We start from the raw sequence: 26,847 nt of genomic DNA, 5'->3' as shown, positions 1-26,847 counted from the left end.
AACGAACGTTGCGGCCGTGATTGCCATGGTACCCGGCGCTTTCAGGCTGTCGGTGGGGAATCGGGCTCAGTGCGCCGATCGAGTAGCAGTTGCAGGAACGCCAGATCGAGCCATCGGCCGAATTTCGTGCCGACTTCCGGGAGAAAGCCGACCTGCTGAAAGCCGAGCTTCTCATGGAGCCTGATCGAAGCGACATTTCCGGCCTCGATGCCGGCGATCATCGCATGCTTTCCGATGGTTTTGGCGCGCTCGATCAGCTCGACCATCAACGCCCTGCCGATTCCGCTTCGATATTGATCATTTCGGACATAGACGGAATGCTCGACCGTATGCCGATAGCCGTCGAAGGCCCGCCAATCGCCGAATGAGGCATATCCGACGACTTCGCCGCGATCGTCAATGGCGACCAGCACCGGATAGCCCAGCCTGCGCCGATCCTGCAGCCATCGCTTTCGATTGTCCGCATCGACCTGTGTCTCGTTCCAGATCGCGGCTGTGTTGACGACGGCGTCGTTGTAGATCGCGGTTATTCCCGCGACATCTTCGTCATTGGCATCGCGAATTTGCATCGATTGCTCCGTGAAGCTATCCACTAAATTGGATTCTGGTGTGATTGATCGTTTCACTCTGTCATACGCCGATTTCTGCGCTTGTCCACTATGTTATCATAAAAACCAGCAAGCTGATAACGGGACGGCCTAAGGCATGAATTAACTTTCACATATTGCGTCAATATATCAATTATTTAGCTATGGAATCGTTGTGGATTTCCATATTGCCATCCTCAGGAAAGTCTACTATAGTAAAACGATGTCTCAACTTGATGAAATCGACAAGCGCATCGGTGCGCGCATTCGCATCGAACGCGAGAGCCGCGGCTGGTCGCTGACAGAGCTTGCCGAACGTTCCGCCGTTTCCCGCGCCATGATCCACAAGATCGAGCGTGGCGAGAGCAGTCCGACGGCAACGCTGCTCGGCAAGCTGTCGGGTGCTTTCAGCCTGAGCATGTCGACATTGATGGCACGTGCTGAAATGCAGCAGGGCCGTTTCCTGAAGAAGGAGGATCAGCCCGTGTGGGTCGATCCGCAGACCGGCTACGAGCGGCGGCATGTGTCCCCGAAGTCGGACCTGCCGCTGGATCTGGTTCGCATCGAATTGCCCGCGGGAGCCGATGTTCCCATGCCGGCATCGGCCTATGCTTTCATGCGGCAGCTCATTTGGGTGCTGGAGGGCGAGCTGATTTTTCTCGAAGGCGATGCAAGGCATCGGATGTCGGCAGGCGATTGCCTCGAGCTCGGCCCGCCGACGAATTGCGTGTTCAAGAACGAGAGCGGCAGGCCCTGCATCTATGCCGTTCTTGTTCTCCGCAACGCGTAGAGCAAGCGTCGCGGCGGCTAAGTTGCTTCCGGCGATGCGTTCACCCTTTCGCGGACGAAGCGCAGAAACAGGTCTTGGGGAAGCCGATGAATGCGATCGTCGACATGCGACTGGTGGTTCCAGATGCGAAAAGTCGGTGGGGAGGATTGCAGACAAGGCCTGCAAGGAGGGCCGGGGTGCGGCACGACCCTCCCACCGCCAGCCCACACGAGAGCACGAACAGCAGCATGCCGTGGGCGAGGCATCAAATAAATGGGTCAGCATTTTCCTCCATCTCCGGCCAACACCGCATCGAGACCGCTCGGTCCGGATGCGGTGCCGTACCGTGTTTGACGTGCCCTGATAGGTCTTGACCGGCGACTATGGATGACGGGAAGCGCGGCGATTGCCCATTCGAAATGGTCGGCAGCCTATAAGAAAAAGCTATGGTGCATGTCTTGGCCGATCGCTTTTTGGCCCATCGCCCATGGGCAAAACTTATCGTTACCGCGCCGCATTCCGCTCGTCGGCCTGATCGTGAGGCGCTATGTTGTCGTCCTTGCGTGAAGAGGGAGATCGGTCGTGGATATCGCAGTCATCGGAGCCGGCGCGATGGGCAGCGCCATTGCGATGCGTTTGGTCGAGAATGGCGCGAAGGTGCTGACCTATCTCGAAGGCCGTTCGGCGACAACGATCGATCGAGCGAAGTCTGCGGGCATGGAGGTTGTCGGGCTGGACGCTATCGCCGGAGCCGGCCTCATCCTTTCCATCGTTCCACCCGCCGCCGCCATCGGCGTGGCCGAGCAGATCGCAGCAGCCGTGCGTCGACGCGGCACGAAGACGACGTTCATGGATTGCAATGCGATTTCGCCGCAGACGATGGTGCAGGTCGCCTCGATCTTTGCCAGCGATTGCGGCGTGGTTCTCGATGGTTCCATCATCGGCGGCCCGCCGAAGCCCGGCCAGAAGGGACCCAAGCTTTATGTCAGCGGAGATGCGGCCAACAGCAGCGCCATGCTGGCCGAACGCGGGCTTCAGGTGCGCCGCATCGATGGGCCGATCGGCGCCGCATCGGCGCTGAAGATGTGCTATGCCGGCATCAACAAGGGCGTGACGGGCCTTGGGACCGCCATGCTGCTCGCCGCCATCCGCTCCGGAGCGGATGAGGCCCTGAAACGCGAGCTCCAGGAAAGCCTGCCGGATCTCGATGCGAAATTTGTGCAGGGCATCCCAGACATGTATCCGAAAGCCTATCGCTGGGTCGCGGAGATGGAGGAGATCTCGGATTTCCTCGGCGAAGATGATCCCGCCGCGCTGATATTCAAAGGCATGGCCGGTCTTTACCGCAAGATGGCGGATGATCGCGAGGATGGCGGCGTGCTGGCCGGACAGCTCGATAAACTCAACAATGGCGGTTGATTGCAGGCGGGTGGGTGCTTTCCAAGGTCTGTCAGCGCTATCATGCAATGGAATCATGAGGCCGACTCGCCTATGGCGATGGTGACGTTGTTTGAGGGAGGAAGCATGACCCAGCCGATCAAGACCATCGTCGTTGCCGTTTCGCGCAATGGCATTATCGGGCGTGACGGCGACATGCCCTGGCGACAGTCGTCCGACCTCAAGCGCTTCAAGGCGATGACCCTCGGAAAACCCGTCATCATGGGACGCAAGACATTCCAGTCGATCGGCAAGCCGCTGCCCGGCCGGCCGAACATCATCATCACTCGCGATGAAAGCTTTTCGCCCGAAGGCGTAACGGTGGTGCATTCGCTGAGCGAAGCCATCGATGCCGCGTCCCGCCTTGCGACCGAGAGCGGCGTCGACGAGATCTGCATTCTGGGCGGTGGCGAGATCTATCGGCAGGCGATCGGTCTGGCCGACCGGTTGCTCATCACGCATGTCGAGGCGGAGGTGGATGGCGACACCTCCTTCCCGGCCATCGATCCCGCCCTTTGGCAGGTCGACAGCGAGCTTGCCGTGCCCGCCGGCGAGAAGGACACCTATCCGACGCGTTTCGTCAGTTATTTTAGGCGAAATGCATAAGGGCTGCCCTGAAAATTCAAATATTTTCCAGTTAATCCGCCGAACTTCCTGAAGTTGCGTTGAAAGCAGGTGCGTCGATACCTATAACGGGATGCAATCGCTGCGGCCTGCTAATTTTGCGGGTTCGGCGCGGTGCTGGGAGTCAACAAACAAAGAGGTTTTGATGCCTTGGAGCAATCAGAATGGCGGCGGCGGTGGCCCGTGGGGCGGCGGCGGCGGCGGTGGAAATAATCAGGGACCTTGGGGGCAAGGACCGAACCGGCCGCGGGGAAGCGGCAACGGAGGGCCTCCGGATCTCGAGGATATTATTCGCCGCGGCCAGGACCGGTTGAAAGGCTTTATCCCTGGTGGCTTCAATGCGGGCGTCTTTCTTATCATCGCTGCGGTTATCGGTGTTTTCTGGCTGATTCAGTGCGTCTATACGGTGCAGCCGGATGAGCGCGGTGTGGAACTGCGTTTCGGCAAGCCGAACACGGAAGTCTCGATGCCCGGCCTGCATTTCCATTTCTGGCCGATGGATCGCGTTGAGTTCGTGAAGGTCACGGAACAGCAGCGCAATATCGGCGGTCGCTCGGCCGCCGGTTCGACTGCCGGCCTGATGCTGACGGGCGATCAGAACATCGTCAACGTCCAATTCTCGGTTCTCTTTGTGGTAACCAATCCGCAATCCTATCTCTTCAATCTCGAAAGTCCCGACGAAACGCTGCAGCAGGTTGCAGAAAGCGCCATGCGCGAAGTCGTCGGCCGCCGTCCCGCCCAGGACATCTATCGCGATAACCGCCAGGAAATCGCCGTTCAGGTGAGGGCCATCATCCAGGATACGCTGGACCGCTACGGCGCCGGCATCGCCATTACTGCCGTGCCGATCGAGGATGTAGCACCGCCGCGCGAAGTGGCCGATGCGTTCGAAGAAGTACAGCGCGCCGAGCAGAACGAAGACCAGCAGGTTGAAGAGGCCAATCAATACGCCAACCAGCAGCTCGGTCAGGCCCGCGGTCGCGCGGCTCAGATCCGCGAAGAAGCGGCTGCCTACAAGGATCGTGTCGTAAAGGAAGCTCAGGGTGAGGCGCAGCGCTTCATCTCGATCTACGACGAGTACATCAAGGCACCGGAAGTCACCCGCAAGCGGCTGTTCCTTGAAACCATGGAGACCGTTATCGGCAATTCCAACAGTGTCATCATCGACGACAAGCAGGGCGTCGTGCCCTATCTGCCGCTGAACGACATCGGCAAGCAGCCCGCGACGCGGGCGGGCAAGCCCGCCACTGCAGCTCAGCCGGAGGCCAAATAATGACGTCCAGCCGTTTACCAACCATTCTCATCGCGCTCGCGGTGCTGCTGCTGCTCGTTTATTCGTCGGTGTTCGTGGTCAATGCCCGGGAGCAGGCTATCGTCCTGCGTTTCGGCCAGATCCGCGCAGTCAAGGCGGAGCCGGGGCTCTACTTCAAGCTGCCCTTCGCCTTCATGGATGCTGACCGCGTTCAATACATACAGCTGCAGGAACTCCGTTTCGATCTGGACAATATCCGCGTCCAGGTGTCGGGCGGCAAGTTCTACGAGGTCGATGCTTTCGTGGTCTACAAGATCACCGATGCTCGCAAGTTCCGCGAGGCGGTGTCGGGCGATCGTGATGCGGCGGAATCCCGTCTCAGAACCCGCCTCGACGCCTCGCTGCGTCGTGTCTACGGTCTGCGCAACTTCGAAGCGGCGCTTTCCAACGAACGCGCGTCGATGATGACCGAAGTGCGCGACGATCTGCGCCGCGATGCCGAGACGCTTGGTCTCAACATCGAGGATGTCCGCATCCGCCGCACTGACCTGTCTCAGGAAGTGTCGCAGAATACTTACGATCGTATGAAGGCCGAGCGTTTGGCGGAAGCCGAGCTCCTCCGCGCACGGGGTAACGAAGAAGGCCAGCGCCGCCGCGCGATCGCGGACCGTCAGGTCGTCGAGCTTATCGCGGATGCGCAGAAGGATTCGGAAGTCCTGCGTGGTCAGGGTGAAGCCGAGCGCAACGGCATCTTCGCCGATGCCTCGTCGCGCGATCCGAATTTCTACGAATTCTATCGCACGATGGCCGCCTACAACAAGGCGTTCGTTTCCGGTGGCAAGACGCTGGTCCTGCCGCCGAACAAGTCGGACTTCTTCAAGTTCTTCGATAGTCCCAACGGTACCGCGCCCAATTCCGGCGCGCCGGCGCTGGCCAGTCCGACGACGACTCCGGCGAACTGAGGCGTCAACCCGCTGAAATCCAAGGGCTGCCTCACGGCGGCCCTTTTCTTTATCGGAAACGACATCACCTTTGCCATAAATGCCTTGGTCGGATTGAGGTTCGGGGATTTCGCAAAAAGGTGATTTCGCGCTTCATCATTCCGCCTTATGTTGATGCTTATTCAAGATTTCCCTTTATCGATGAGGATGCCTGATGGCCCCGACCATTCGCCTGCCTTTCAGACGTTCGTTCGCTTTGCTGGCCAGCATGGCGCTGATTGCCGGTCCCGTCGTCGGTGGCGCCGAACAGGCCTATGCGCAGACGCAGAATAGCGGCGCGGCTGCGGGCGCTCAGGCACCGGCAGCCACCAACAACCAGACGCCGCCTGCGGACACGCCGACGATGACGATGAACCCGGCGATGAATGCCGGCCCCGCTTCGGTTGCAGATCTTGCTTCCGGTTTGCTCGATGCCGTCGTCAACATCTCCACCTCGCAGAAGGTGAAGGACGAGGGGGACGGCCCGGCGACGCCGAAGGTGCCGGACAATTCGCCGTTCCAGGATTTCTTCAACGATTTCTTCAAGAACAGGAATAACGAGGACAGCAACCGCAAGGTAAGCTCGCTCGGTTCTGGCTTCGTCATCGATGCGGCCGGCTATATCGTCACTAACAACCACGTCATCGAAGGCGCCGATGATATCGAGGCGATCTTCCCGAACGGGACGAAGCTGAAGGCGAAGCTGATCGGAACCGATACGAAGACCGATCTCTCGCTCCTCAAGGTCGAGCCGAAGCATCCGCTGACGGCGGTGAAGTTCGGCGATTCCTCCAAGATGAGGATCGGTGACTGGGTGATGGCGATCGGCAATCCCTTCGGCCTGGGTGGATCCGTGACCATCGGTATCGTTTCTGCGCGCGGGCGCAACATCAATGCCGGTCCGTACGACAACTTCATCCAGACGGATGCGGCGATCAACAAGGGTAATTCCGGCGGCCCGCTCTTCAATATGAAGGGTGAGGTGATCGGCATCAACACGGCCATCATCTCCCCGAGCGGCGGCTCGATCGGCATCGGCTTTGCCGTGCCTTCGGAGCTGGCCGAGGGCGTCGTCAAGCAGCTCAGGGATTTCGGCGAAACCCGTCGCGGCTGGCTCGGCGTTCGTATTCAGCCGGTGACGGATGATGTCGCCAACAGTCTCGGTCTCGGCAGCGCGAAGGGCGCACTCGTGGCCGGCGTCATCAAGGGCGGCCCCGTCGACAACGGCACCATCAAGGCAGGTGACGTCATCCTGAAATTCGACGGCAAGGATGTGGCTGAAATGCGCGACCTGCCGCGTGTCGTCGCTGAAAGCCCGGTCGGCAAGGAAGTGGATGTGATCATCTTCCGCGACGGCAAGGAGCAGACCGTCAAGGTCACGCTTGGCCGGCTGGAAAATAGCGATCAGGCGGCAGCGGCGAGCACCGACAAGGACAAGCAGCCTCAGCTCGCGCCTGATGGCGACGGCAATCATGACGGCGTCATCAATCCGGACGGGGGCGATGGCGGCAATGATGATGGCATGGATGGACAGGACCAGGGTGACAACCAGCAGCAGTCGCCGCAGGCTCAGCCACCGGCCCAGGCAAACACAAGTATCCTCGGCATGAAGCTGGCGACGCTGACGGCCGAGAACCGCAAGAGCTTCGGTATCGCCGATAGCGTCGATGGCGTCGTCATCACGGAAGTTGCACCGGGTTCGGCTGCCGCCGAGAAGGGCCTGAAGCCCGGGGATGTTGTCGTCGAAGTCGCGCAGGAATTCGTGCAGACGCCGAGTGCCGCATCGGAAAAAGTGGCCTCGCTGAAGCGGGAAGGGCGCCGAAACGCGCAGTTGATGATTGCGTCTCCAAGTGGCGACTTGCGCTTTATCGCTGTTGCTCTCGAGTAGACACTTCAGTTTTCCGTTTGCCGCTGCGACCGCCACTCGGCGGCACGCAGGCGGTAGACGACGTGGCGTCTTAATTGCGGATGCGTGTCCGGGATCTGCGGATGGTCGAAGTCGATCGCCGGATCAGGATGCATGCCGATCCTTCGCATGACCGCCAGGGCGCGACGGTTGTCGTGAACGGCGATCGACAGGATTTCATCAAGCTTCAGCGTCGCGAAGCCGTGGCGCAGGACCGCCAGACCCGCTTCTGTGGCATAGCCATTGCGCCAGTGGCGTGCTGACATCCTCCAGCCGATTTCCACCGCGTCCTTCGGCAAATAGGGATCGAGCTGCGGCTTCGACAGCCCGCAAAGGCCGATCGCTTCGCCGCTCTGCTTCAAAGCCATCACCAGAAGATCGAAGCCGGGTTCCGGGACGATGCTCCGGATCATGGTGAAGACGGTATCGGCATCTGCTCGACTGCGGCGAAAGGGAAAGAACGCAAGCACGGCGGGATCGGAGCTGAGCTCGTAGAACAGATCGCGGTCCTCTTCCCGGCAGGGCCGGAGGGTCAGCCGGGACGTCTCGAGGAGGGTCATCGCCCGACGCGCCATTCATCCGCAGTCAGGCGGTAGAGCACGTGCCGTTTCAAATGTGGGTAGGTGTCCGGCACGTTGGGATGGTCGAAATCGCCACCGGCGACGCGATGCATGCCGATCCGCTCCATCACGGAGGTCGACCTGGTATTGTCGTGCACGGCAAAGGAAACGATCTGGTCGAGACCGAGCTTTTCGAAGCCAAGCGCGAGCAGCGCCCGCGCTGCCTCGCTGGCAAATCCCTTGCCCCAGTAGCGAGCCGCGAGCCGCCAGCCGATTTCGATTGTGCCCTTGGCTATGGGGGGCTCAAGGTGATCGACACGTGCCAGCCCGCAAAAGCCGATCGTCTCGCCGCTGGCTTTTTCCTCCAGTGCATAGAAGCCGAGGCCGGTTTCGGCGATCATCGAGTGGACGCGGTCGAAGAAGGCATCGGCTTCCGCACGGTTGCGGCGGAAGGGAAAGAACTCCATCACAGCCTCGTCGGAATTGATCTCGAAGACCAGATCGCGGTCCGTCTCGCGCCAGTTGCGGATGATGAGGCGTTCGGTTTCGGTGATGATCATCGATGGCACCCGATATTGGCGGCTTCCGCCGTTTCTATGGTTTGATGAAGTCGCTCTTTCGATAGCCCTGGAGATAGAGCAGGGCGGTCAGATCGCCGTGATCGATGCGCATGCGAGCCTGTGCCGAAACCGTTGGTTTGGCGTGCAGTGCGACACCGGAGCCGGCGAGCTGCAACATGCCGAGATCGTTGGCGCCGTCACCGACGGCGAGCGCGTCGTCGGTCAAAATGCCGAGTTTTTCGGCGATCTCGGTCAGCGCATCCACCTTGGCCTGCTTGCCGAGGATCGGTTCTTCGACGAGGCCGGTGAGGACGCCTCTTTCTTCCAGCAGGATATTGGCGCGATCCTCGTCGAAGCCCAATGTCGCGCCGATGCGGTTCGTAAAGACGGTGAAGCCGCCGGAAACGAGGGCAGTGTAATACCCCTTCGCCTTCATCGTGGCGATCAGCTCAGGACCGCCCGGCGTCAGGGTGATGCGTTTTGCGATGACATCGTCGACCACGGAAATCGGCAGGCCCTTCAGCAGGGCCACACGCTCGCGCAGGGCGGGCTCGAAGGCGATTTCGCCGTTCATGGCGCGGGCCGTGATGTCGGCGACCTTCTCCTTCAGGCCGACTTCGGCCGCGAGTTCGTCGATGCATTCCTGGCCGATCATCGTCGAGTCCATGTCGGCGATCAGCAGTTTCTTGCGCCGTGTTTCGGCTTCCTGGATCACCAGGTCGATCGGCGCGCCGCCGATGACGGCGAGGATGTTGGCTTCCGCCGCCCGCAGGTCGGCATCGTCGCGCAGCGCGATATCGCAAGCGATGCCGTCGGCCAGCCAATAGAGCCCTGAGGCCTTGACGGCATCTGCTGCCTGTTCAGCGATGGCCGGAGCAAGAACGGGATTTGACGGATTGGCAATAAGCGTGGCAACGAAGGCCATGAGCAGAAACCTTGTGAGCGATATCGACGCGATCCTGATAACCGGGCCGACCGCCAGCGGCAAGTCCGCACTGGCGGTTGAATTGGCGCGTGCGCATGGCGGCGTGGTCATCAATGCCGACAGCATGCAGGTTTATGATACGTTACGCGTGCTGACTGCTCGGCCTTCGCAGGCGGATATGGAGGGCATTCCGCACCATCTTTATGGTCATGTGCCGGCAGCGCAAGCCTATTCCACCGGCGTCTGGCTGCGCGAGGCCGCCGCATTGGTGGAACGATTGCGCGATGAGGGGCGAATACCTGTTTTCGTCGGCGGAACAGGGCTTTACTTCAAAGCGTTGACAGGTGGTCTTTCCGACATGCCTGAGATTCCCGTCGAGATTCGAAGCCGTCTGCGGGAACGACTCCTCGCGGAGGGAGCCGAAGCGCTGCATCGCGAGCTTGCCGACCGCGACGGTGCCGTTGCTGAGACTCTCAATCCTCAGGACGGCCAGCGCATCGTTCGCGCCCTGGAGGTGATTGAAGCGACAGGCCAATCCATCGCCGCCTTTCAGGGGAAGACCGGGCCAGTCGTGATCGATCCTGAGCGCGCCCGGAAGATCGTGGTGTTGCCGGACCGTGCCTTGCTGCACGAGCGCATCAACAGCCGCTTTGAAAAGATGCTGGCGATGGGGGCTGCGGACGAAGTGCGGGCCCTGCTGGCGCTGGAACTGTCGTCGGAGATGCCGGTCATGAAGGCGATCGGCGTGTCGCAGATTGCCGCGATGCTAAGAGGCGAGATGACGCGAGAGGACGTTCTGGAAACCGGAGCGGCAGCTACACGGCAATATGCCAAACGGCAGATGACGTGGTTTCGCAATCAGATGGACGAAAGCTGGGAGCGCATCAGCCCATAGGCTGACCGGTCAATCCTTGTCGTAAAGACTGCTCAGCGGCTTCTTCAGGATACTGTCGCGCAGCGAAAGGCCGGGCTCCCGCCGCAGGGACGGAGCGGGGTCTCTCGTCGGCATCGCGCGAGCGCCAGTCGTGTCGTCGCCACGGATTTCGCGGCGCAGTTCCGCGAGCTTGCTGTCGATCGATGTCTGCATAGAGGCCGCCGTCTGCGGCAGAGCGTCGGCGCGCGGCAGCATGTCCGGGCGATAGGGTTCAATCGATGGCAAGGTCGCCTCGATCAGGCGCCTTGCGGATTGTTCGATAGGGGCATCGCCAAGATCGTTCCTGATCTCAGGCATAACTTCACTCGCGGCATTGTAGCTCTGCTGCAGGGCGGAAATATCGGGAGCGGAGATCGAGCGCATGCGGCTGACAATGGTCCGCAGGTCGACGGTGTCAGGTGATTCCTCGCTGGCTTTCGCCACGCTGCCATTGGCTTTCGGCAGCAAATTCTCCGCCACGCGGGAAAAACGCATGCGCATCGGCACGGCAATGGCTTCGCCGAAGGCGATGGCTTCGCCGTTGCCTATGGATGACAGAAAGCTCGTCGTCGATATGGAGGAGTTCGGTATGGCCGAACGGATGATTTCCTGGTCGCGATCGTTGGCAAGGCGCATGGCGAACAGTGTCGAGCATTGCGACAGGATCGTCTGGTCGAGTTCGCCCGGACGCTGGGTGATGATGCCAAGCGAAACGCCGTATTTGCGTCCCTCCTTGGCGATGCGGGAAATGGCCTGCCGAGTGGGCAGGAAGCCGAGCGTCGGATCGGCGGGGATATAGCGATGCGCTTCCTCGCAGACGACGAGCATATGGATCGCGCCATCGCTCCAGAGCGTCAGCTCGAACGCCATGCGGCATAGGACTGACGCGACGGAGTTGACGACTTCCGAAGGAATTCCGGCGAGCTGGAAGGTGCAAATCGGCTTACCATCGCCCGGAATGCGGAAGATCTCGGCAATGGTCTCCATGATGGTATCGGTGATCGTGTTGTTGGAGAACATGAAATTATAGCGCGGATCGTTGATTGCCGAGATGACGCGCATTTTCAGCGAGCGCAGGTGCGGCTTTTCCTGGCGCCCCTCCAGCCGTCCGATGCGTTCGTCGATGAGCGCCAGCAGGTCGGCCATGCGATAGGGAACCGGCGTATCCGCCGTCACCGATGCTTTTTCCGACTGGCGACGCATCAAGGTTGAATCGCTGCCGCGAAAGGCGCGTTTTGCCTCCGGAATGAGATCGCGCAGCGCATCGAGCTCTTCCGGTACCGCCGGACGGCCACGGAAGACGACTTCGCTGAATTCCTCGAGCCGCATCAGCCAGAAGGGCAGGTCGAGCGTATCGGTATCGATGACGACGGAGTGCCTCGGAAAGGCGGCGGCGAATTCGTTGTGCGGGTCGAGGATCAGCACCCGCAGCTTCGGATCGGCGCCTATTGCCTTATGCAGCAGAAGCGAGACGGCGGTCGATTTGCCGACGCCTGTGGAGCCGACCACGGCGAAATGTTTCGACAGCATCGACGGGATGTGGATGGCGGCATCGATGCTTTCGTCCTGCGTCAGCTTGCCGATGACGCAGCTGCTGTCCTTGCCGGCATCGAAAATACGCATCAGGTCGCTGGCGCGGATGCGATGCGCGATGGCGCCGAGATAAGGATAAGCGGAAATGCCGCTTGAGAATTCCTCGCGGCCATCGGGCTCGACACGGACTTCGCCCAGCAGCTCCACTTCGATACGGAAGAGGTTGTCCTGCTCTTCGCCCCAGCCGATGTTGCTGGTGTTCATGGCGTAGACCATGGCGGCGACGCGATTTGCCCCGACGCTGATGGAGATCAGCTTGCCGACGGACCAAAGTTCCGTGAGATCGGTGCCGCCATTCTCGGCGACGGCGGCAATGGTCGCGCTGGAGCCGTTGCACGCGACAACGCGACCGAGAAAGCGATTTCCCGGCTTTAGTTTGTCGCGGCGATCAAAATCTCCAGCCTTGCCGGACGTCTGCAGATCATTATTGAGCAAACGGCTACCTCGAGCGTTAGATAGCGGAGCATAGGGTCGGCGGCTTAACAAAATCCTGTAGGCAAGCCATGCTTTTTACTTGGATCGGGAGAGGGCGCGATTTTTTATTGCTTGATGCGTTGACGCTTCGAAATTTTCTGTCTATCACTCGACCCCATGAAAATTTCGACGGTTCTTATCGTGGTGGGAAAGCGCATGGGCAGGATGGTGTAACCATCCGGCGACAGCCACCCATGCGCTAGACGACAGGCTCCCCAAGGAGCCTTTTTTTATGCCCGAAATCGAGATTTCATCTTTCCAAACCTCCAGCAGATAGCGGAACAAACGTATGACCGGCACAGATAATCAGGCGAGCGACAATCGAATGACAGGCGCGGAGATCGTGTTGCGGGCGCTCAAGGACAATGGCGTCGAACACATCTTTGGTTATCCGGGCGGCGCGGTGCTTCCGATCTACGACGAGATTTTCCAGCAGGACGATATCCAGCACATTCTCGTACGCCACGAGCAGGGCGCCGGTCATGCGGCCGAAGGTTATGCCCGCTCGACCGGCAAGGTCGGCGTCATGCTGGTCACCTCCGGTCCCGGCGCAACGAATGCGGTCACGCCGCTGCAGGACGCGCTGATGGACTCGATCCCGCTGGTCTGCCTGACCGGTCAGGTTCCGACCTCATTGATCGGCTCCGACGCTTTCCAGGAATGCGACACGGTCGGCATCACCAGGCCCTGCACAAAGCACAATTGGCTGGTCAAGGATGTCAACCAGCTCGCAGCCGTCATTCACGAAGCCTTCCGTATCGCGCAATCAGGCCGTCCAGGCCCGGTCGTCGTCGACATTCCGAAGGATGTCCAGTTCGCTACCGGCACCTACACGCCGCCGGAAGCGCATGATGTCCAGAAGAGCTATCAGCCCAAGGTTCAGGGCGATCTGAACAAGATCAACCAGGCCATCGAACTGATGAAGAATGCGCGCCAGCCGATCATCTATTCCGGCGGCGGCGTCGTCAATTCCGGCCCCGAAGCCTGCAAGCTGCTGCGGGAGCTGGTCGACTTGACCGGCTTCCCCATCACGTCGACCCTGATGGGCCTCGGCGCTTATCCGGCGTCCGGCAAGAACTGGCTCGGCATGCTGGGCATGCATGGTTCTTATGAGGCGAACATGGCGATGCATGATTGCGACGTCATGGTCTGTATCGGCGCGCGCTTCGACGACCGCATTACCGGCCGCCTGAACGCCTTCTCGCCGAATTCGAAGAAGATCCATATCGATATCGATCCGTCCTCGATCAACAAGAACGTTCGCGTCGATGTCGGCATTCTCGGCGATGTCGGCAATGTTCTCGAAGACATGGTTCGCCTGTGGCGGGCATTGCCCCAGAAGCCGGCCGCGGATCGTCTTGGCGACTGGTGGGGAAACATCGCTCGCTGGCGCGCGCGCAATTCCTTCGCCTACAAGCCGAGCGACGATGTCATCATGCCGCAATATGCCATTCAGCGCCTCTACGAACTGACCAAGCATCGCGACACCTACATCACGACCGAAGTCGGCCAGCATCAGATGTGGGCGGCCCAGTTCTATGGCTTCGAGGAGCCGAACCGCTGGATGACCTCGGGCGGCCTCGGCACCATGGGCTATGGCCTGCCGGCAGCGCTCGGCGTGCAGATCGCCCATCCGGAGAGCCTGGTCATCGATATTGCCGGCGATGCCTCGATCCAGATGTGCATTCAGGAAATGTCGGCGGCGATCCAGCACAACGCGCCGATCAAGATCTTCATCCTGAACAACCAGTACATGGGCATGGTGCGCCAGTGGCAGCAGCTGCTGCACGGCAACCGCCTGTCGAATTCCTATACGGAAGCGATGCCCGATTTCGTCAAGCTGGCGGAAGCCTATGGTGCGGTCGGCCTGCGTTGCGAAAAGCCCGGCGATCTCGATGCGATGATCCAGGAGATGATCGACGTCGACAAGCCGGTCATTTTCGATTGCCGCGTTGCCAATCTCGCCAACTGCTTCCCGATGATCCCCTCGGGCAAGGCGCATAACGAGATGCTGCTGCCGGACGAGGCCACCGACGAAGCCGTCGCCAACGCCATCGACGCCAAGGGCCGTCAGCTGGTCTGATCGAATGGCCGGGGCGCGGCAGACGCCGCGTCCCGGACCGTCGAGCTTACCAATGTCGAGTTGGCACACCGAACAAGAACTGAGGAAACGGAACAAGGACAATGAACGCACACCTTCAACCCACGGGCTCCGCCTACTTCATCTCGCCGGAAACGGCGGCAGCGGAGAGCCACACGCTTTCGGTGCTTGTTGACAACGAGCCTGGCGTGCTTGCCCGCGTCATCGGCCTGTTCTCCGGTCGCGGTTACAACATCGAAAGCCTTACGGTTTCGGAGACCGAGCATCAGGCGCATCTGTCGCGGATCACCGTGGTAACGCGCGGCACGCCGCAGGTGCTGGAGCAGATCAAGGCGCAGCTTGAACGCATCGTTCCGGTTCACCGCGTCGTCGATCTCACGGTGCGCGCCCGCGAACTCGGCCAGGAGCGGCCGATCGAGCGCGAAGTGGCGCTGCTGAAGGTGACCGGAAGCGGGGAGCTGCGTGCCGAAACATTGCGGCTGGCAGACGCCTTCCACGCCAAGGTAGTGGATGCGACCGTCGAGCACTTCATTCTCGAGATCACCGGCAAGTCGTCGAAGATCGATCAGTTTATCGCCATCATCAAGCCGCTTGGTCTCATCGAGGTATGCCGTACGGGCATCGCGGCGATGAATCGCGGCCCGCAGGGTATGTGACACCTATCCGTCGTTGACCGGTTTGCGGGCGTCGCCTAGCCTTTGCGACGCTCGGGCCGGATCGATGGCCGCATTTGCAGCGGGGTAAGAAGGGTGGCATTCGTCGTCGGGGAAATTTTGCCTGATCTCGGCGAGAAGCATTGGCATCCGCCGGCCGGAATGCGCCTCGGCGCTACCTTCTTCGTGCGTAACGACTTCCCTTGGCTCGGTCACTATTTCGGTTCACAGAAGTTCGCATCCACCCTGTCGCCTGGCATAGGCGGCATCGTTTCCTGGGGTGGCCGCGTGCCGGCCAAGACGGCAGCGGCGATCGCCCGGTTTCGTCGGCTGCCGCACTGGCATCTGGAGGACGGCTTTCTTCGTTCCGTCGGCCTCGGCAAGGCCGGGACCATCCCGCTTTCCATCGTCATTGACGATCTCGGACTACCTGTCGATGCAAACACGTCGTCGCGGCTCGAGCGTCTGATCGAGGGCGCCGGCGAGGCGGGCGAGCTCGGCCGGGCCATTCGAGAGCAGATCGTTCTCAACAGGCTCTCGAAGTACAATCACCTGCCGCATCGGCCGCCCCAAGTCGAGCGGACGGGCAAGCGCCGCATTTTGTTGGTCGACCAGGTCGTCGGCGATGTCTCGGTTGGCAGGGCGCTCGGTTCGCAGGCCTCCTTTGAGCGGATGCTTGCCGATGGGCTGAAAAGCGGTGCGCAATGCCTGATCCGCACCCATCCCGATGTCATGGCGGGACTTCGTAAGGGATATCTTACGAATGACGCTGCCGCGAAGGGTGGGGCGGTACTGATCGATGATGCCGTTTCGGTGGCGTCGATCCTGGAGGTCGTCGACGAGGTCTGGACGGTTTCGAGCCAGTTCGGTTTCGATGCGCTGCTGCGCGGCATTCCGGTTCGCTGCTACGCGGCACCCTTCTATGCCGGCTGGGGTGTGACGCAGGATCATTTCGGCGTCTATACGAAAGCAGCGTTGGCAGGCAGGCGCACGAAGCTGCGATCCGTCGACCAGATCGCAGCTGCCGCCTTTTCGCTTTATCCGACCTATCGCGATCCGGCGGACTGGCGAGAGATCGCCGTCTTCCGGGCTATCGAGCTGATCGTCGCGCAGCAGAGGGCGGCGGCCTGAGCCTACAGCATTTCCAATGACTTCTTTCGCGATGGCGGCGGAAACGCGGCATCGAGGACGGCCCAGTCCTCGTCGGTAATGTCGAGGTCTACGGAGCCACGATTTTCCTCGATGCGCTGCGGGTTCGAGGATTTCGGAATAGCTATCACGCCATCGCGGTCCAGCAGAAAGGCGAGAGTGATCTGGGCAGGGGTGGCCTGGTAGGTCTTGGCGATGCGGATCAAATCCGGATGGTGGGTCAGTCGGCCCTGTTCGATAGGGGAATAGGCCATGATCGGAATGCTGCGTTCCTGGCACCAGGGCAGCAGATCATATTCGATGCCGCGTCGGGCAAGATTGTACAGCACCTGGTTGGCGGCGACATTGCCGCCGTTCGGCACGCCTAGAAGCTCGTCCATATCGGCAACGTCGAAATTCGACACGCCCCAGGCTTCGATCTTGCCGACCGCCTTCAGGTGTTCGAAGGCTTCCACCGTCTCGGCAAGCGGATGATTTCCGCGCCAATGCAGCAGATAAAGATCGATGCGATCCGTCTTCAGGCGCTTCAGGCTGCGCTCGCAGGCTTCGACAGCACCTCTGAGGCTTGCATTGGCCGGATAGATCTTGCTGACCAGGAAAACCTCGTCGCGCCGCCCCTCGATCGCCTTGCCGACGATCTCCTCCGAGCCGCCATCGGCATACATTTCGGCAGTGTCGATCAGCGTCATACCGAGATCCAGCCCGATCTTCAGGCTGGCGATCTCATCCCGGGCCTGGGCGGCATTGTCTCCCATGTTCCACGTTCCCTGACCGAGTGCGGGAACCGTGACACCGGAGGGTAGGGTGACGGTAGGAATGGGGTCTCGCATGGTATGTCCTCACTGCAGAGAGCGGAAGGATAGTTTCATTCCGCCGGATTTCAATCGACACGGCTGATGTCACCGTGACAATCGCATTATGGCTTTCGGATTGCGCGCGAATTAGTGTCAAGCCAGACATGCGTCGCCATACTCGGCGCGCATGACAAGAATCACGAGAAAAATTTTGGATGCCGCCCTTTGTTACAATACGGTGTCCGGGGAGGCTCCATGGCGCTGGATACATTTCTGGCTCTTCTTCTGTTCGCATTCACGACCTCGATCACGCCGGGGCCGAACAACATGATGCTGTTTACATCGGGCGTGAATTTCGGCTTTCGGCGCACCATCCCGCATATGCTCGGCATCGGCGTCGGCTTTTTCGTGCTGCTGATTGCGGTGGGGTTGGGATTGGGCGCGCTTCTGCACACGGTGCCGCTGCTCTATACCGCGCTGAAATTCGCCGGCGGGGCTTATCTCGTCTGGATTGCCTGGAAGATCGGCACGTCGCGCAGCCTCAGCGAGAGGGAAAGCGGTGCCCAGCCTATGAGCTTCCTCAGTGCCGCCGCCTTTCAGTGGGTCAACCCAAAGGCCTGGGTGATGGCCGTCACCGCCATGGCGACCTACACCAATGAGCAGCTCTATCTCTTCAGCGTGCTGCTGGTCGGCCTGGCTTTTGCTGCTGTGAATGTTCCGAGCGTCTCGACCTGGGCCGGCTTCGGCTCGGCGCTGCGCGACTGGCTGTCCGATCCAGTTCGCCTCAAACGGTTCAACATAACGATGGCGGTGCTGCTGGTGCTCAGTCTCTGGCCGATGCTAAAATAGCGCTATGGATGGTTTATTGAGCATCAGCCAGAATATGCCGACTACGGAAAAAAATGCGGGAAAGCCGCAGGCGAACCAGACACGGTAGAGCCGGTGATAGGCTGAGGGCAGCGGCAATCCTGCCGCTGACGCGGACCGTGCGAGATTGCGCAGCCGGATTTGTATCCAGACGACCGGCAACCAGAAAATCCCTGTGAGAACGTAGAGCAGCAGGGACAAGGCGATCCACCCCTCCTGAAGCGACCAGCCGATCGATTGCGCCAGAAGATAGCCTGTTACCGGCTGGAGAATGGCAGCGGTCGCGGTGAAGATGGTATCGGCGATGACGACCGTGCCAGCGACATGTGCAATGAGTTTGGGATCACCGGTGCGATGCGCCATGACCATGAAGAAGGCGATGCCCGCGCCTGTGCCAAAAAGCACGGTGGCGCCGACGACATGCGCGAGACGAAGAAATTCCTCCAGCAGCATCAGCGTTCCTCCAATACCGCAAGTGTGGCAACCGTCAGCAGGATCGACGGCAGGACTTTGACAAGCGGTCCGAGCGGATCGAGCCAAAGGGATGGTTCGAGTAAGGTGCCTCCGGCGAGATAGGCGAGCGTGACCGCGAGCATCCCGTATAACGCCGTGCGCGCGAACGGCCGCACCAGGATCAGCACGCCGAGGGCCATGTCGATGAAACAGGTTGCGATCGTCAGCGTCGTCGCCATGTCCTGAGACATAAAGGGCAGGAAATGCCGGCTTGCGGTGATCGGAGCCAGTATTGGCACAATTCCGGACACTATCCAGAACAGCGCCAGGCCAGCGATCATCAGGGGCTTCAGCAGGTAAAGACGGGCGGACCACACATCCTGAATGCCGGAAGGATTGGCGTCGAGTATCTCCGCCGCCGTCGTCAGACGCTGGCTGAGACGATGTTGCGCACTCCGTCGGCTGAGAACACCTTCGGACATTACCGCCATAGCGGTGGAGCGGAGCGGAGAGCGCCATCCGAGCCGTCCGGCGATATCGGCAGCCCATGTGACCGGTCTTGCTAGGCCGGCCGGTATAGCTACGACTGGCACTGGCGCTAGGCCAAACCAGTTTCGATGAAGTGTGACCAATTCGCGGAGCGTCAACACATCGTCGTTGGCAAGATCGATATCTGCGCCGGATGGAAATTGACCGGCGATTGCTTTTGAGACGGCCGCTGCGACATCATCGACCGAGATCGTTTCCATCGGGCTTTGGGCATGGATGAGCGGGAAGGCAAAGGGCATGGCGGCCAGCGCGCGCAACAGTGCCGTACCACCATGCGCATTACGGCCGAGAACAAGGGCGGGTCGGAGGATCACATGGTTGAGCCCGCTGGCCGCAAGTGCCTCATCGGCGTTGCGTTTTGTCGTCAGGAATGGTTGCTTCTTGCCGCCGCCATCGGTACGCGCGGAAATCTGCACGATGAGGTCGATCGCCGATTGTTTGGCTGCGACATAAAGGGCGTGCATCGCCCTTTCCTGTGTGGCGGCAAGATCGTCCGAAAGCCCGTCCTGAAGCGCGCCTGCACAATTGATAACGGCCTGATGACCGCTCAGCGGCACTTGCCAGTTCGAAGGATCCGTCATCGTCGCCAGATCGGCTTTGATCCAGGTGATCGAAGGATATTTGATCCGCGCCCGGCTGGGATTGCGGGCAAGACCCGTAACCAGATGCCGTTCCGCGTGCAATCGCGCCGCGACCGCTGAGCCGATGAAACCAGTTGCGCCGAGAATCAGAATGTTCATGACAGGCAGATTAGCCAAAAGCGCTAGCAAAGGCAGTGGGTTGCGGCATCCAGGCACGGTTGCAACAATGAAGAAGATGCTTGGCGACCGTCTGGCTAAAGCTTAAGCTCGAGTCCCGTCCGATAGGGAGATCCATGATGCACGATCATGACGACCACCATCACCATGATCACGACAACAGTTATTCCGACATGCAGGCGCGCGTGAAAGCGCTGGAAACGCTGCTGACGGAAAAGGGCCTGATCGATCCGGCGGCGATCGATCGCATCGTCGAAACCTATGAAACGAAGATCGGGCCGCGAAACGGGGCGCAGGTGGTGGCAAGGGCCTGGAGCGACCCCGCCTTTGCCGACTGGCTGCGGCGTGACGCGACTGCAGCGATTGCGAGCCTCGGTTTTACCGGCCGGCAGGGCGAGCATATGCGCGCGGTGTTCAATACGCCGGATACGCACAATCTGGTCGTCTGCACGCTTTGCTCCTGCTACCCATGGTCCGTGCTCGGGTTGCCGCCGGTCTGGTACAAGGCGCCGGCCTATCGTTCGCGTGCGGTGATCGATCCGCGCAGCGTGCTGGCCGAATTCGGCCTGACGCTGCCGCAGGAAACGAAAATCCGTGTATGGGATTCGACGGCAGAGCTGCGCTATCTGGTCATCCCGCAGCGGCCCGCCGGCTCCGAACGTCTGGACGAGGCTAAATTGGCCGATCTCGTCAGCCGCGATGCCATGATCGGAACGGCGCTCGCCAGATCCCCGGAGGCAGCGATATGAACGGGCCGCATGATCTCGGCGGGCAAATGGGGTTCGGCCCGGTTGCGCCGGAACCGAACGAGCCGTATTTCCATGCCGAGTGGGAAAAACGCGCTCTTGGCATCACGCTTTCCTGTGGTGCCTTTGGAGCCTGGAGCATCGACGAGAGCCGGCATGCGCGCGAGAATATTCCGCCGGCCAACTATCTTGCCGCCAGCTACTACGAGATCTGGACCCGAGCCATCGACATGCTGCTGGAGCGGCATGGTTTCGCGACGGCCGAGGAGTTGCAAACCGGCCATTCTCTCCACCAGGGTGCGGTGCCGAAGCGGGTTCTGAAGGCTGAGATGGTCGATGCGGCGCTCAACACGGGTGGTCCTTGCGATCGGCCTGTTGATTCCGCACCGCTCTTTGCCGTCGGCGAGCGCGTGCGCACCAGGAATTTCAATCCGACTGGCCACACAAGGCTGCCGCGTTATGCTCGCGCCAAGGCCGGCGTGGTCGAGGCCGTACAAGGCTCCTTCGTGTTCCCCGATGACAATGCCCATGGCCGGGGCGAGAATCCGCAATGGGTCTATACCGTTGTCTTCGACGCGCTGGAAATCTGGGGCGAGGGTGCCGATCCCTCGCTCACGGTCTCCATCGATGCCTGGGAGAGCTATCTTGAGCGCCTATCAGATCGTCTCGCCTCTGGCGCAATCGCCTGAAATGCCAAAGTCCGATGATGGCGCGCCGGTTTTTCCCGAGCCGTGGGCTGCCGAAGCTTTCGCCATGACCGTGCATCTGCATGAGAGAGGCTTGTTTGCCTGGAGTGAATGGGCGGAACGGCTCTCGGCCGAGCTGCACAAACCGGGCCGCGCGCCTGACGGCAGCGATTATTTCGATTGCTGGGTGGCGGCTCTCTCCGGCCTGCTGGTGGCGAAAGGCATTGCTGATGCGGACGTGATCGCCGACCTGCAGAGAAGCTGGCAGCGAGCGGCGGAGGCGACGCCGCATGGCAAGCCGATCGTGCTGGAAAACGATCCGCAGCGCTAGAACAATTCCAGGAAAAGTGCGCAGCGGTTTTCCGTTCGGAATTGCGTAAAAACAACTGCCTAGGTTGGTCTAGGACGAGAACTGCTTGTAGCATTCGTCCGCAACCTGCTGAAGCATCTCGCGGGAGATCTCGCCGGTCACGGTGTAGCCGAGACTGCCAACGATCCAGTAGAAGGTCTCGACATCTCCGCTGCTGGCGAAACGGAAGCTGGTCGTGGTATTTTCGGTATTGTGCCCGACGAGCACGGTCAGGCGCTGGCCGTTGGCATTTTCATACATGAACATGGCTCCCGGCGTGCCGTTGATCGGCAAGAGCCTGCCGCCGACGAGTTGGAAGCCAAGCACTTGCAGGCCCGGCACCTTGAGGCCGGCGACATTCATGCGTTTGCCGAGCCATGTGGCGAGATGCGCTTCCTGATCCGCGCCGACTTCGACGGGATGGCGCACCTCGCTGGCATAGACGATGAAGGCCGAATGCGCCTGCTGCGGCCATGCTTCCATGGCGGTCAATTGCAATTCAGGCCGCGCAAACAGATCCGGGCCGAAATGGCCTGCGGCAGCGCCGGCAAGGAAGAGCGTCAGCGCGGCTGCGACCGCAGTCAAGCGGCGAAACCGATGCTGCGCTGCCTCGTTTTTCGGCGAAGTTTCCTTGCCTTTCGCGATCAGATCCGGATCGCCGTCCTTCGATATCGCATATGGTTGGAACAAGGCTTTGATGCCCTCGTTCTGGGCCTGCCACGCGGCGACCGCAGCGGCATCTTCGGGGTTCTCGGTAAGCCATGCCTCCAGCTGCGCGTGTCTCTCCGGCGGCAGTAAACCATCAGCAAAGGCGTGGAGGTCCGCTTCGGTCACGGTCAGGTTGCGTTCGGTCATTTTGGTCTCCGAAGCGTAATGACATTGTCGGCGCTCAATAGGCTGGTCATCTTCTGGCGCGCGCGTGAGAGACGCGACATGACGGTCCCGATCGGGATATCAAGCATGCCGGCGACATCCTGATAGCTGTAGCCTTCGACGACGACGAGCATCAGTACCGCGCGATAGTCCTCGGCCAGGCTGTTGAGGGCCGCTTCCAGCTGCGACCGTTGCAGCGGGTCGCTGTCCGTCTCGGTCGCAGGCAAATGGCTGTTGTCGTCGATGTCGACGAAATTGCGGTTGGCTTGTTGGCGCAATCCGTTGCGATAGAGATTGGTCATGATGGTGAGAACCCAGCCGCGCAGGTTCAGCCCGCGCCATTGGCCGCGCCGCACCAGCACTTTCTCCACGCAGTCCTGAAGCAAGTCCTCGCCGTCGGCGTCGGAACGGGCGAGGCTGCGCGAATAGCGTCGCAGCGAGGGGAGGAGCGCCAGCACCTCCGCCTCGAAACTATCGGGCGCGGAAGGCATTGCCGCCGCGCCCTTTCCGCTCCCGTCAGGGCTTTGCGACATCCCATACGCCCTTAAAGCCATCGCCGGCGACGTCGCCGGACTTTGCATCCTTGACGAAGAAATAGAGCGGCATACCGTCCTTTGCCCACTGTTTCATCCCATCCTTGCGGGTGATGATGGAATATGCACCTTCCGCCTTGGCTTTGCCATCGGCCATGAGCGGCGGCCAGGCTTTCGCGCAATCACCGTTGCAATTGGACTCGCCCGACTTGTCGTTCTTGAAGGTGTATAGCGTCATGCCGTTTTCGCCGGCAAGAACCTTGCCCTTGGCGCTTTCGACTGTCTTTACCGGTGCTGCGGCGAAGGCGGCTGTGGCAAAGGCCGATGCCGCGGCGAGCGCAGCCAGGAATGTCACGGTCTTCATGATATCTCTCCTCGGGTGATGAACGGGTATTCGTCCAGGCCTCGCATTCTGCGCTGCCGGATGTGAGACACGCTCCGCCCCGATTTTATTCCCGCCCGCCAGGTGTTTTTTTACGGCTTGCTTCCTGAGGCCGAATCCTGCCAAGTCGGCCCATGCAATTCGCGCCGCAACAAGACGAAGCGCTCAAGGCCGTGGCCAAATGGCTGAAGGAAGGGCGTTCACCGCTGTTTCGCCTGTTCGGCTATGCCGGCACGGGCAAGACGACGCTGGCGCGGCATTTTGCCGAGAATGTCGATGGCGAAGTTCTGTTTGCGGCCTTTACGGGCAAGGCGGCGCAAGTGCTGCGCTCGCGCGGGGCAAGCAACGCCAAGACAATCCATTCGCTCATCTATCGTCCGCGTGGCGAAGAGGCCGTCGAGGATGAGGAAACCGGCAAGACCTCGATCGCGCCGATGTTCACCATCAACCGGCAGAGCCCGGTTGCGAAGGCCGCGCTCATCATCGTCGACGAATGCTCGATGGTGGACGAGGCGCTCGGCAAGGATCTGATGAGCTTCGGCACGCCGATCCTCGTGCTCGGCGATCCCGGTCAGTTGCCGCCAATCTCCGGCGGCGGCTTCTTCACCAATGAGGAGCCGGATTATCTGCTGACGGATATTCACCGACAGGCCCGCGACAATCCGATCATCCAACTCGCCATGCATGTGCGCGAGGGCAAGGAGATCATGCATGGCGACTATGGCACGGCGCAGGTGATTTCGAAGAACGAGGTTACGCAGCCTTTGGTGATGGAGGCGGATCAGGTGCTTGTTGGCACCAACCGCACCCGCAAACGCTACAATCAACGTCTGCGCGAGCTCAAGGGCTTTACGGCCGAGTATCCACAATCCGGCGATAAGCTCGTCTGCCTGCGCAACGATCCCGCCAAGGGCCTGCTCAACGGCTCACTCTGGCAGGTCATGACCTCATCCAGGGAAACGGCGAAACCGGGTATCAATCTTTTGGTGCGCCCGGAAGACGACGACATGGACAGGGGTGCCGCAAAGATCAAGCTGCTGAAGCAGGCCTTCGAGGATGTCGAGGGCGAGATCCCCTGGTCGACGCGCAAGCGTTACGACGAGTTCGACTACGGCTATGCCCTGACGGTGCACAAGGCGCAGGGCTCGCAATGGAACAATGTGGTGCTGTTCGATGAGAGTTGGGCGTTCCGCGATACGCGCGAACGGTGGCTCTATACGGCCATCACCCGCGCCGCCGAGACGCTGACCATCGTCCGCTAGAACCGCTTTTTTTCTGTGCAAACCGCGATAGGGTCAGCCTCTGTCCGGGTGTCACTGGGCGGTGATGGACCGCCGAGCGCTTCATCAATCTTTTGCATGGGTCGATGTTCGAATCTCGTTGGTCTTGCTGTCCGCAATGGCATAAAACGACGGTATTATCCTCTTCGAAAATCAGGGATTTCGATCATGCCTGCCAAGCTTTCCGTGAACCTCAACGCCATAGCCATGCTGCGCAACCGGCGTGACCTTCCCTGGCCGAGCGTCACGGGGCTCGGTCGTATCGCGCTTGCTGCCGGCGCCAGCGGCCTCACGGTGCATCCACGGCCCGATCAGCGGCATGTCCGCTTCTCCGACCTGCCCGAGATCCGGGCGCTGATCGATGACGAATTTCCGGAGGCGGAGTTCAACATCGAGGGCTATCCGAGCGACGAATTCTTCGATCTCTGTGCTTCAGCAGAGCCTGAGCAGGTGACGCTTGTGCCTGATGATCCCTCGCAGGCGACTTCGGACCACGGCTGGGATTTCCGCAAGAACCGCGATCTGCTGATCGACGTCGTTGCCAAGTACAAGAAGATCGGCTGCCGCGTGTCGTTGTTTGCCGATGGCGATGGCGATGCCGACGCCGTGAAAATTGCCAAGGAGGTCGGTGCCGATCGCATCGAGCTTTACACAGGTCCCTACGGCGGCTGCTACGACGCCCCGGAACGCGCTGCCGTCATTCTCGAAGCGCTCGGCAAAACAGCTGATGCCGCCTTCGCCAATGGCCTTGACGTCAATGCCGGCCACGATCTGACGGTTGCCAACCTGCCTGCGCTCCTCAAGCGGATTCCGAAACTTGCCGAAACGTCGATCGGCCACGGGCTGACCGCCGATGCGCTGGAATATGGCATGGCCGAAACGGTGCGGCGCTTCCGCCGGGCCTGCGGGCAAGCGGTTTAATCAGCGGCTGCAAGCGTCGGGATCGCGGATCCATCAAAGCTGGCGGGCGTCGTAATGAAGGCGGTTGTCTTCGATCTGTCCTCGATGAGCTGCCGCCCAATCGGCGAGATGCCGCGCTGTTTCCGACAAGGAATGTCCGAGCGGTGTCAGCGTGTATTCGACCTGCGGCGGCGTGCTATGGCGAACGGTGCGTTCGACCATGCCGTCACGTTCGAGTGTCTTGAGTGTTCTCGTCAGCATTTGTTGCGAAATGCCGCCCACCTGCCGCTTGATTGCATTGAAACGCTGTGAACCCGCGCGAAGCGTGACGACCACCTGGATCGTCCACTTGTCGCCGACGCGGCTGAGGATCTCGCTTACCCCCTTGCAGTCAGCTCCTGCGGGCGTGCCGGTCACATCCATCTGACCTGCTCCTAAAAATATGCTTTTGACGGTTACTTCTTGGTCTCATAAATGGCTGTGGTCAACATTGTAGACCTTATTTTCGACCCGGAAATGTTGAGATGGGGTCACCCACGGAGACCACGATGAATCTCTTCTATTATCCCGCCGCCTGTAGCCTGGCCGATCACATAGCGCTCATCGAGGCCGGGCTTCCCTACAAGCTCCTCAGCATCAACCGCGAAAAAAGGACGGAAGATGGCCGGGATTTTCTGTCGATCAATCCGAAGGGCTATATCCCGACCCTCGAGATGAACGACGGAACGATCCTCACGGAGAACCAGATTATCCTCGCCTATATTGCGGAACAGAGCGGCAAACTCGTGCCCGACGATAGCATTCTCAGGTGGCGGACCTTCGAGGCGCTCGCCTTCATGTCCTCCGAAATCCATGGAAGCTACAACCCATTCTTCAGGGATTTCCCAGAGCCGGAGAAGGAGCGCGCCCGCGAGAAGCTCAAGAAGACCTTCGCCATTCTCGCCGATCAGATGGGCGACAAGGCATTCCTGGTGAGCAACGAGATGACGATCGCCGATTGCTATCTCTTCTGGGTCCTGATGGCCGCGCCGAGAAGCGGCATCGAGCTGCCGAAAAATCTGCGGAACTGCCTGGATCGCATGAAGGCGATGCCTTCCGTGATCCAGGCGCTCGCAGAGGAGGGATTGAGTTGACCGGGCGACAGTCCGAGCGAGCCGCGCATGCCCCGTTGCCGGGCGTACCCGTAACAGCGGT

29 protein-coding genes are annotated in these 26,847 nt (G+C 60.5%); 17 read left to right on the top strand and 12 right to left on the bottom strand.

The features are described from left to right. Positions 1-41: 41 nt before the first annotated feature. Positions 42-569 carry a GNAT family N-acetyltransferase gene (locus tag GA0061101_RS16005; RefSeq protein ID WP_092574122.1) on the bottom strand — a complete coding sequence of 176 codons (528 nt, stop codon included), beginning with the start codon at positions 567-569 and terminating at the stop codon, positions 42-44. A 241-nt stretch (positions 570-810) separates the two neighbouring features. On the opposite strand from GA0061101_RS16005, the gene GA0061101_RS16000 reads away from it, so the two are divergent. The 6 genes from GA0061101_RS16000 to GA0061101_RS15970 all read left to right on the top strand — a co-directional run bounded on the left by GA0061101_RS16000 (position 811) and on the right by GA0061101_RS15970 (position 7,537). Next, the gene (locus tag GA0061101_RS16000) at positions 811-1,377 is read left to right on the top strand and encodes a helix-turn-helix domain-containing protein (RefSeq protein ID WP_037202681.1); all 567 of its coding nucleotides are present in this window, start codon (positions 811-813) and stop codon (positions 1,375-1,377) included. 561 nt (positions 1,378-1,938) lie between these two features. Beyond that, on the top strand, positions 1,939-2,775 hold the full coding sequence (locus GA0061101_RS15990; RefSeq protein WP_092574120.1) for an NAD(P)-dependent oxidoreductase: 837 nt from the start codon (positions 1,939-1,941) through the stop codon (positions 2,773-2,775). A 105-nt stretch (positions 2,776-2,880) separates the two neighbouring features. Further along, on the top strand, positions 2,881-3,399 hold the full coding sequence (locus GA0061101_RS15985) for a dihydrofolate reductase (protein ID WP_037202679.1): 519 nt from the start codon (positions 2,881-2,883) through the stop codon (positions 3,397-3,399). Positions 3,400-3,562: 163 nt separating this feature from the next. Next, positions 3,563-4,690, top strand: a complete 1,128-nt coding sequence (hflK, locus tag GA0061101_RS15980) for an FtsH protease activity modulator HflK (protein WP_037202678.1) — start codon at positions 3,563-3,565, stop codon at positions 4,688-4,690. Beyond that, positions 4,690-5,631 (top strand): protease modulator HflC, encoded by a 942-nt coding sequence (gene hflC, locus GA0061101_RS15975; protein ID WP_037202677.1) that lies wholly within the window; start codon positions 4,690-4,692, stop codon positions 5,629-5,631. The genes hflK and hflC overlap by 1 nt, the downstream gene beginning before the upstream one ends. A gap of 193 nt (positions 5,632-5,824) precedes the next feature. Beyond that, the gene (locus tag GA0061101_RS15970; protein ID WP_037202676.1) at positions 5,825-7,537 is read left to right on the top strand and encodes a DegQ family serine endoprotease; all 1,713 of its coding nucleotides are present in this window, start codon (positions 5,825-5,827) and stop codon (positions 7,535-7,537) included. A 5-nt stretch (positions 7,538-7,542) separates the two neighbouring features. Here GA0061101_RS15970 and GA0061101_RS15965 read toward each other — a convergent pair whose 3' ends face one another. The 3 genes from GA0061101_RS15965 to serB are packed head-to-tail and all read right to left on the bottom strand — an operon-like array spanning position 7,543 to position 9,600. Continuing rightward, a complete protein-coding gene (locus GA0061101_RS15965) occupies positions 7,543-8,115 on the bottom strand; it encodes a GNAT family N-acetyltransferase (RefSeq protein ID WP_037202874.1) in 573 nt (190 codons plus the stop codon). Next, positions 8,112-8,675 (bottom strand): GNAT family N-acetyltransferase, encoded by a 564-nt coding sequence (locus GA0061101_RS15960; protein WP_037202675.1) that lies wholly within the window; start codon positions 8,673-8,675, stop codon positions 8,112-8,114. Before GA0061101_RS15960 ends, GA0061101_RS15965 begins: the two co-directional genes overlap by 4 nt. 34 nt (positions 8,676-8,709) lie before the next feature. Next, positions 8,710-9,600 carry a phosphoserine phosphatase SerB gene (serB, locus tag GA0061101_RS15955; RefSeq protein ID WP_037202674.1) on the bottom strand — a complete coding sequence of 297 codons (891 nt, stop codon included), beginning with the start codon at positions 9,598-9,600 and terminating at the stop codon, positions 8,710-8,712. On the opposite strand from serB, the gene miaA reads away from it, so the two are divergent. Further along, a complete protein-coding gene (gene miaA / locus GA0061101_RS15950) occupies positions 9,599-10,495 on the top strand; it encodes a tRNA (adenosine(37)-N6)-dimethylallyltransferase MiaA (protein WP_037202673.1) in 897 nt (298 codons plus the stop codon). The genes serB and miaA overlap by 2 nt on opposite strands. A gap of 9 nt (positions 10,496-10,504) precedes the next feature. Here the strand turns inward: miaA and GA0061101_RS15945 are convergent, their stop codons facing one another. After that, a complete protein-coding gene (locus tag GA0061101_RS15945; RefSeq protein ID WP_037202672.1) occupies positions 10,505-12,541 on the bottom strand; it encodes an ATP-binding protein in 2,037 nt (678 codons plus the stop codon). Between the two features lie 328 nt (positions 12,542-12,869). Here GA0061101_RS15945 and GA0061101_RS15940 point away from each other — a divergent pair, with 328 nt between their 5' ends. The 3 genes from GA0061101_RS15940 to GA0061101_RS15930 all read left to right on the top strand — a co-directional run bounded on the left by GA0061101_RS15940 (position 12,870) and on the right by GA0061101_RS15930 (position 16,465). Further along, positions 12,870-14,663 carry an acetolactate synthase 3 large subunit gene (locus GA0061101_RS15940; RefSeq protein ID WP_037202671.1) on the top strand — a complete coding sequence of 598 codons (1,794 nt, stop codon included), beginning with the start codon at positions 12,870-12,872 and terminating at the stop codon, positions 14,661-14,663. A 101-nt stretch (positions 14,664-14,764) separates the two neighbouring features. Next, positions 14,765-15,337, top strand: a complete 573-nt coding sequence (gene ilvN / locus GA0061101_RS15935; RefSeq protein ID WP_037202670.1) for an acetolactate synthase small subunit — start codon at positions 14,765-14,767, stop codon at positions 15,335-15,337. Positions 15,338-15,430: 93 nt separating this feature from the next. Further along, positions 15,431-16,465: a capsular polysaccharide export protein, LipB/KpsS family gene (locus GA0061101_RS15930; protein WP_092574118.1), complete on the top strand. Its 1,035-nt coding sequence runs from the start codon at positions 15,431-15,433 to the stop codon at positions 16,463-16,465. Positions 16,466-16,467: 2 nt separating this feature from the next. Here GA0061101_RS15930 and GA0061101_RS15925 read toward each other — a convergent pair whose 3' ends face one another. After that, positions 16,468-17,313: an aldo/keto reductase gene (locus tag GA0061101_RS15925; protein WP_092574117.1), complete on the bottom strand. Its 846-nt coding sequence runs from the start codon at positions 17,311-17,313 to the stop codon at positions 16,468-16,470. 219 nt (positions 17,314-17,532) lie between these two features. Between GA0061101_RS15925 and GA0061101_RS15920 the strand changes: the two genes are divergently transcribed. Then, positions 17,533-18,126, top strand: a complete 594-nt coding sequence (locus GA0061101_RS15920) for a LysE family translocator (protein WP_092574116.1) — start codon at positions 17,533-17,535, stop codon at positions 18,124-18,126. Here the strand turns inward: GA0061101_RS15920 and GA0061101_RS15915 are convergent. Together GA0061101_RS15915 and GA0061101_RS15910 are read right to left on the bottom strand one after the other, a co-directional pair. Next, positions 18,118-18,594 carry a DUF2269 family protein gene (locus GA0061101_RS15915; protein WP_092574196.1) on the bottom strand — a complete coding sequence of 159 codons (477 nt, stop codon included), beginning with the start codon at positions 18,592-18,594 and terminating at the stop codon, positions 18,118-18,120. The genes GA0061101_RS15920 and GA0061101_RS15915 overlap by 9 nt on opposite strands. A gap of 2 nt (positions 18,595-18,596) precedes the next feature. Then, entirely contained in the window at positions 18,597-19,886 is a 1,290-nt protein-coding gene (locus GA0061101_RS15910) for an SDR family oxidoreductase (protein ID WP_092574115.1), read from the bottom strand. A 137-nt stretch (positions 19,887-20,023) separates the two neighbouring features. Here GA0061101_RS15910 and nthA point away from each other — a divergent pair, with 137 nt between their 5' ends. From nthA to GA0061101_RS15895, 3 genes are read left to right on the top strand one after another with little or no spacing between them, the layout of a single operon-like run. Next, positions 20,024-20,653, top strand: a complete 630-nt coding sequence (nthA, locus tag GA0061101_RS15905) for a nitrile hydratase subunit alpha (RefSeq protein WP_092574114.1) — start codon at positions 20,024-20,026, stop codon at positions 20,651-20,653. Then, complete coding sequence (gene nthB, locus GA0061101_RS15900; protein ID WP_092574112.1) at positions 20,650-21,339, top strand: nitrile hydratase subunit beta; 690 nt, start codon at positions 20,650-20,652, stop codon at positions 21,337-21,339. Before nthA ends, nthB begins: the two co-directional genes overlap by 4 nt. Position 21,340: 1 nt before the next feature. Further along, a complete protein-coding gene (locus GA0061101_RS15895) occupies positions 21,341-21,667 on the top strand; it encodes a nitrile hydratase accessory protein (protein ID WP_244655163.1) in 327 nt (108 codons plus the stop codon). Between the two features lie 69 nt (positions 21,668-21,736). Here the strand turns inward: GA0061101_RS15895 and GA0061101_RS15890 are convergent, their stop codons facing one another. From GA0061101_RS15890 to GA0061101_RS15880, 3 genes are read right to left on the bottom strand one after another with little or no spacing between them, the layout of a single operon-like run. Next, positions 21,737-22,540: an anti-sigma factor family protein gene (locus tag GA0061101_RS15890; protein ID WP_092574110.1), complete on the bottom strand. Its 804-nt coding sequence runs from the start codon at positions 22,538-22,540 to the stop codon at positions 21,737-21,739. Continuing rightward, on the bottom strand, positions 22,537-23,049 hold the full coding sequence (locus GA0061101_RS15885; protein ID WP_047639906.1) for an RNA polymerase sigma factor: 513 nt from the start codon (positions 23,047-23,049) through the stop codon (positions 22,537-22,539). Before GA0061101_RS15885 ends, GA0061101_RS15890 begins: the two co-directional genes overlap by 4 nt. Before the next feature lie 25 nt (positions 23,050-23,074). Then, on the bottom strand, positions 23,075-23,455 hold the full coding sequence (locus GA0061101_RS15880; protein ID WP_047558010.1) for a COG4315 family predicted lipoprotein: 381 nt from the start codon (positions 23,453-23,455) through the stop codon (positions 23,075-23,077). Between the two features lie 152 nt (positions 23,456-23,607). Between GA0061101_RS15880 and GA0061101_RS15875 the strand changes: the two genes are divergently transcribed. Then, on the top strand, positions 23,608-24,735 hold the full coding sequence (locus GA0061101_RS15875) for an ATP-dependent DNA helicase (protein ID WP_037202659.1): 1,128 nt from the start codon (positions 23,608-23,610) through the stop codon (positions 24,733-24,735). Between the two features lie 186 nt (positions 24,736-24,921). Further along, on the top strand, positions 24,922-25,674 hold the full coding sequence (locus GA0061101_RS15870; RefSeq protein WP_037202658.1) for a pyridoxine 5'-phosphate synthase: 753 nt from the start codon (positions 24,922-24,924) through the stop codon (positions 25,672-25,674). A 33-nt stretch (positions 25,675-25,707) separates the two neighbouring features. Here GA0061101_RS15870 and GA0061101_RS15865 read toward each other — a convergent pair whose 3' ends face one another. Next, complete coding sequence (locus tag GA0061101_RS15865; protein ID WP_037202657.1) at positions 25,708-26,076, bottom strand: winged helix-turn-helix transcriptional regulator; 369 nt, start codon at positions 26,074-26,076, stop codon at positions 25,708-25,710. A 125-nt stretch (positions 26,077-26,201) separates the two neighbouring features. Between GA0061101_RS15865 and GA0061101_RS15860 the strand changes: the two genes are divergently transcribed. Then, positions 26,202-26,786 (top strand): glutathione S-transferase N-terminal domain-containing protein, encoded by a 585-nt coding sequence (locus GA0061101_RS15860; RefSeq protein WP_092574109.1) that lies wholly within the window; start codon positions 26,202-26,204, stop codon positions 26,784-26,786. Positions 26,787-26,847: the final 61 nt, after the last annotated feature.

It is taken from the genome of Martinezella lusitana, from assembly GCF_900094565.1.
Taxonomy (GTDB): domain Bacteria; phylum Pseudomonadota; class Alphaproteobacteria; order Rhizobiales; family Rhizobiaceae; genus Rhizobium; species Rhizobium lusitanum.
Note: the sequence above shows the minus strand (reverse complement) of the source record. Positions and strands in the feature narration are given on the sequence as shown.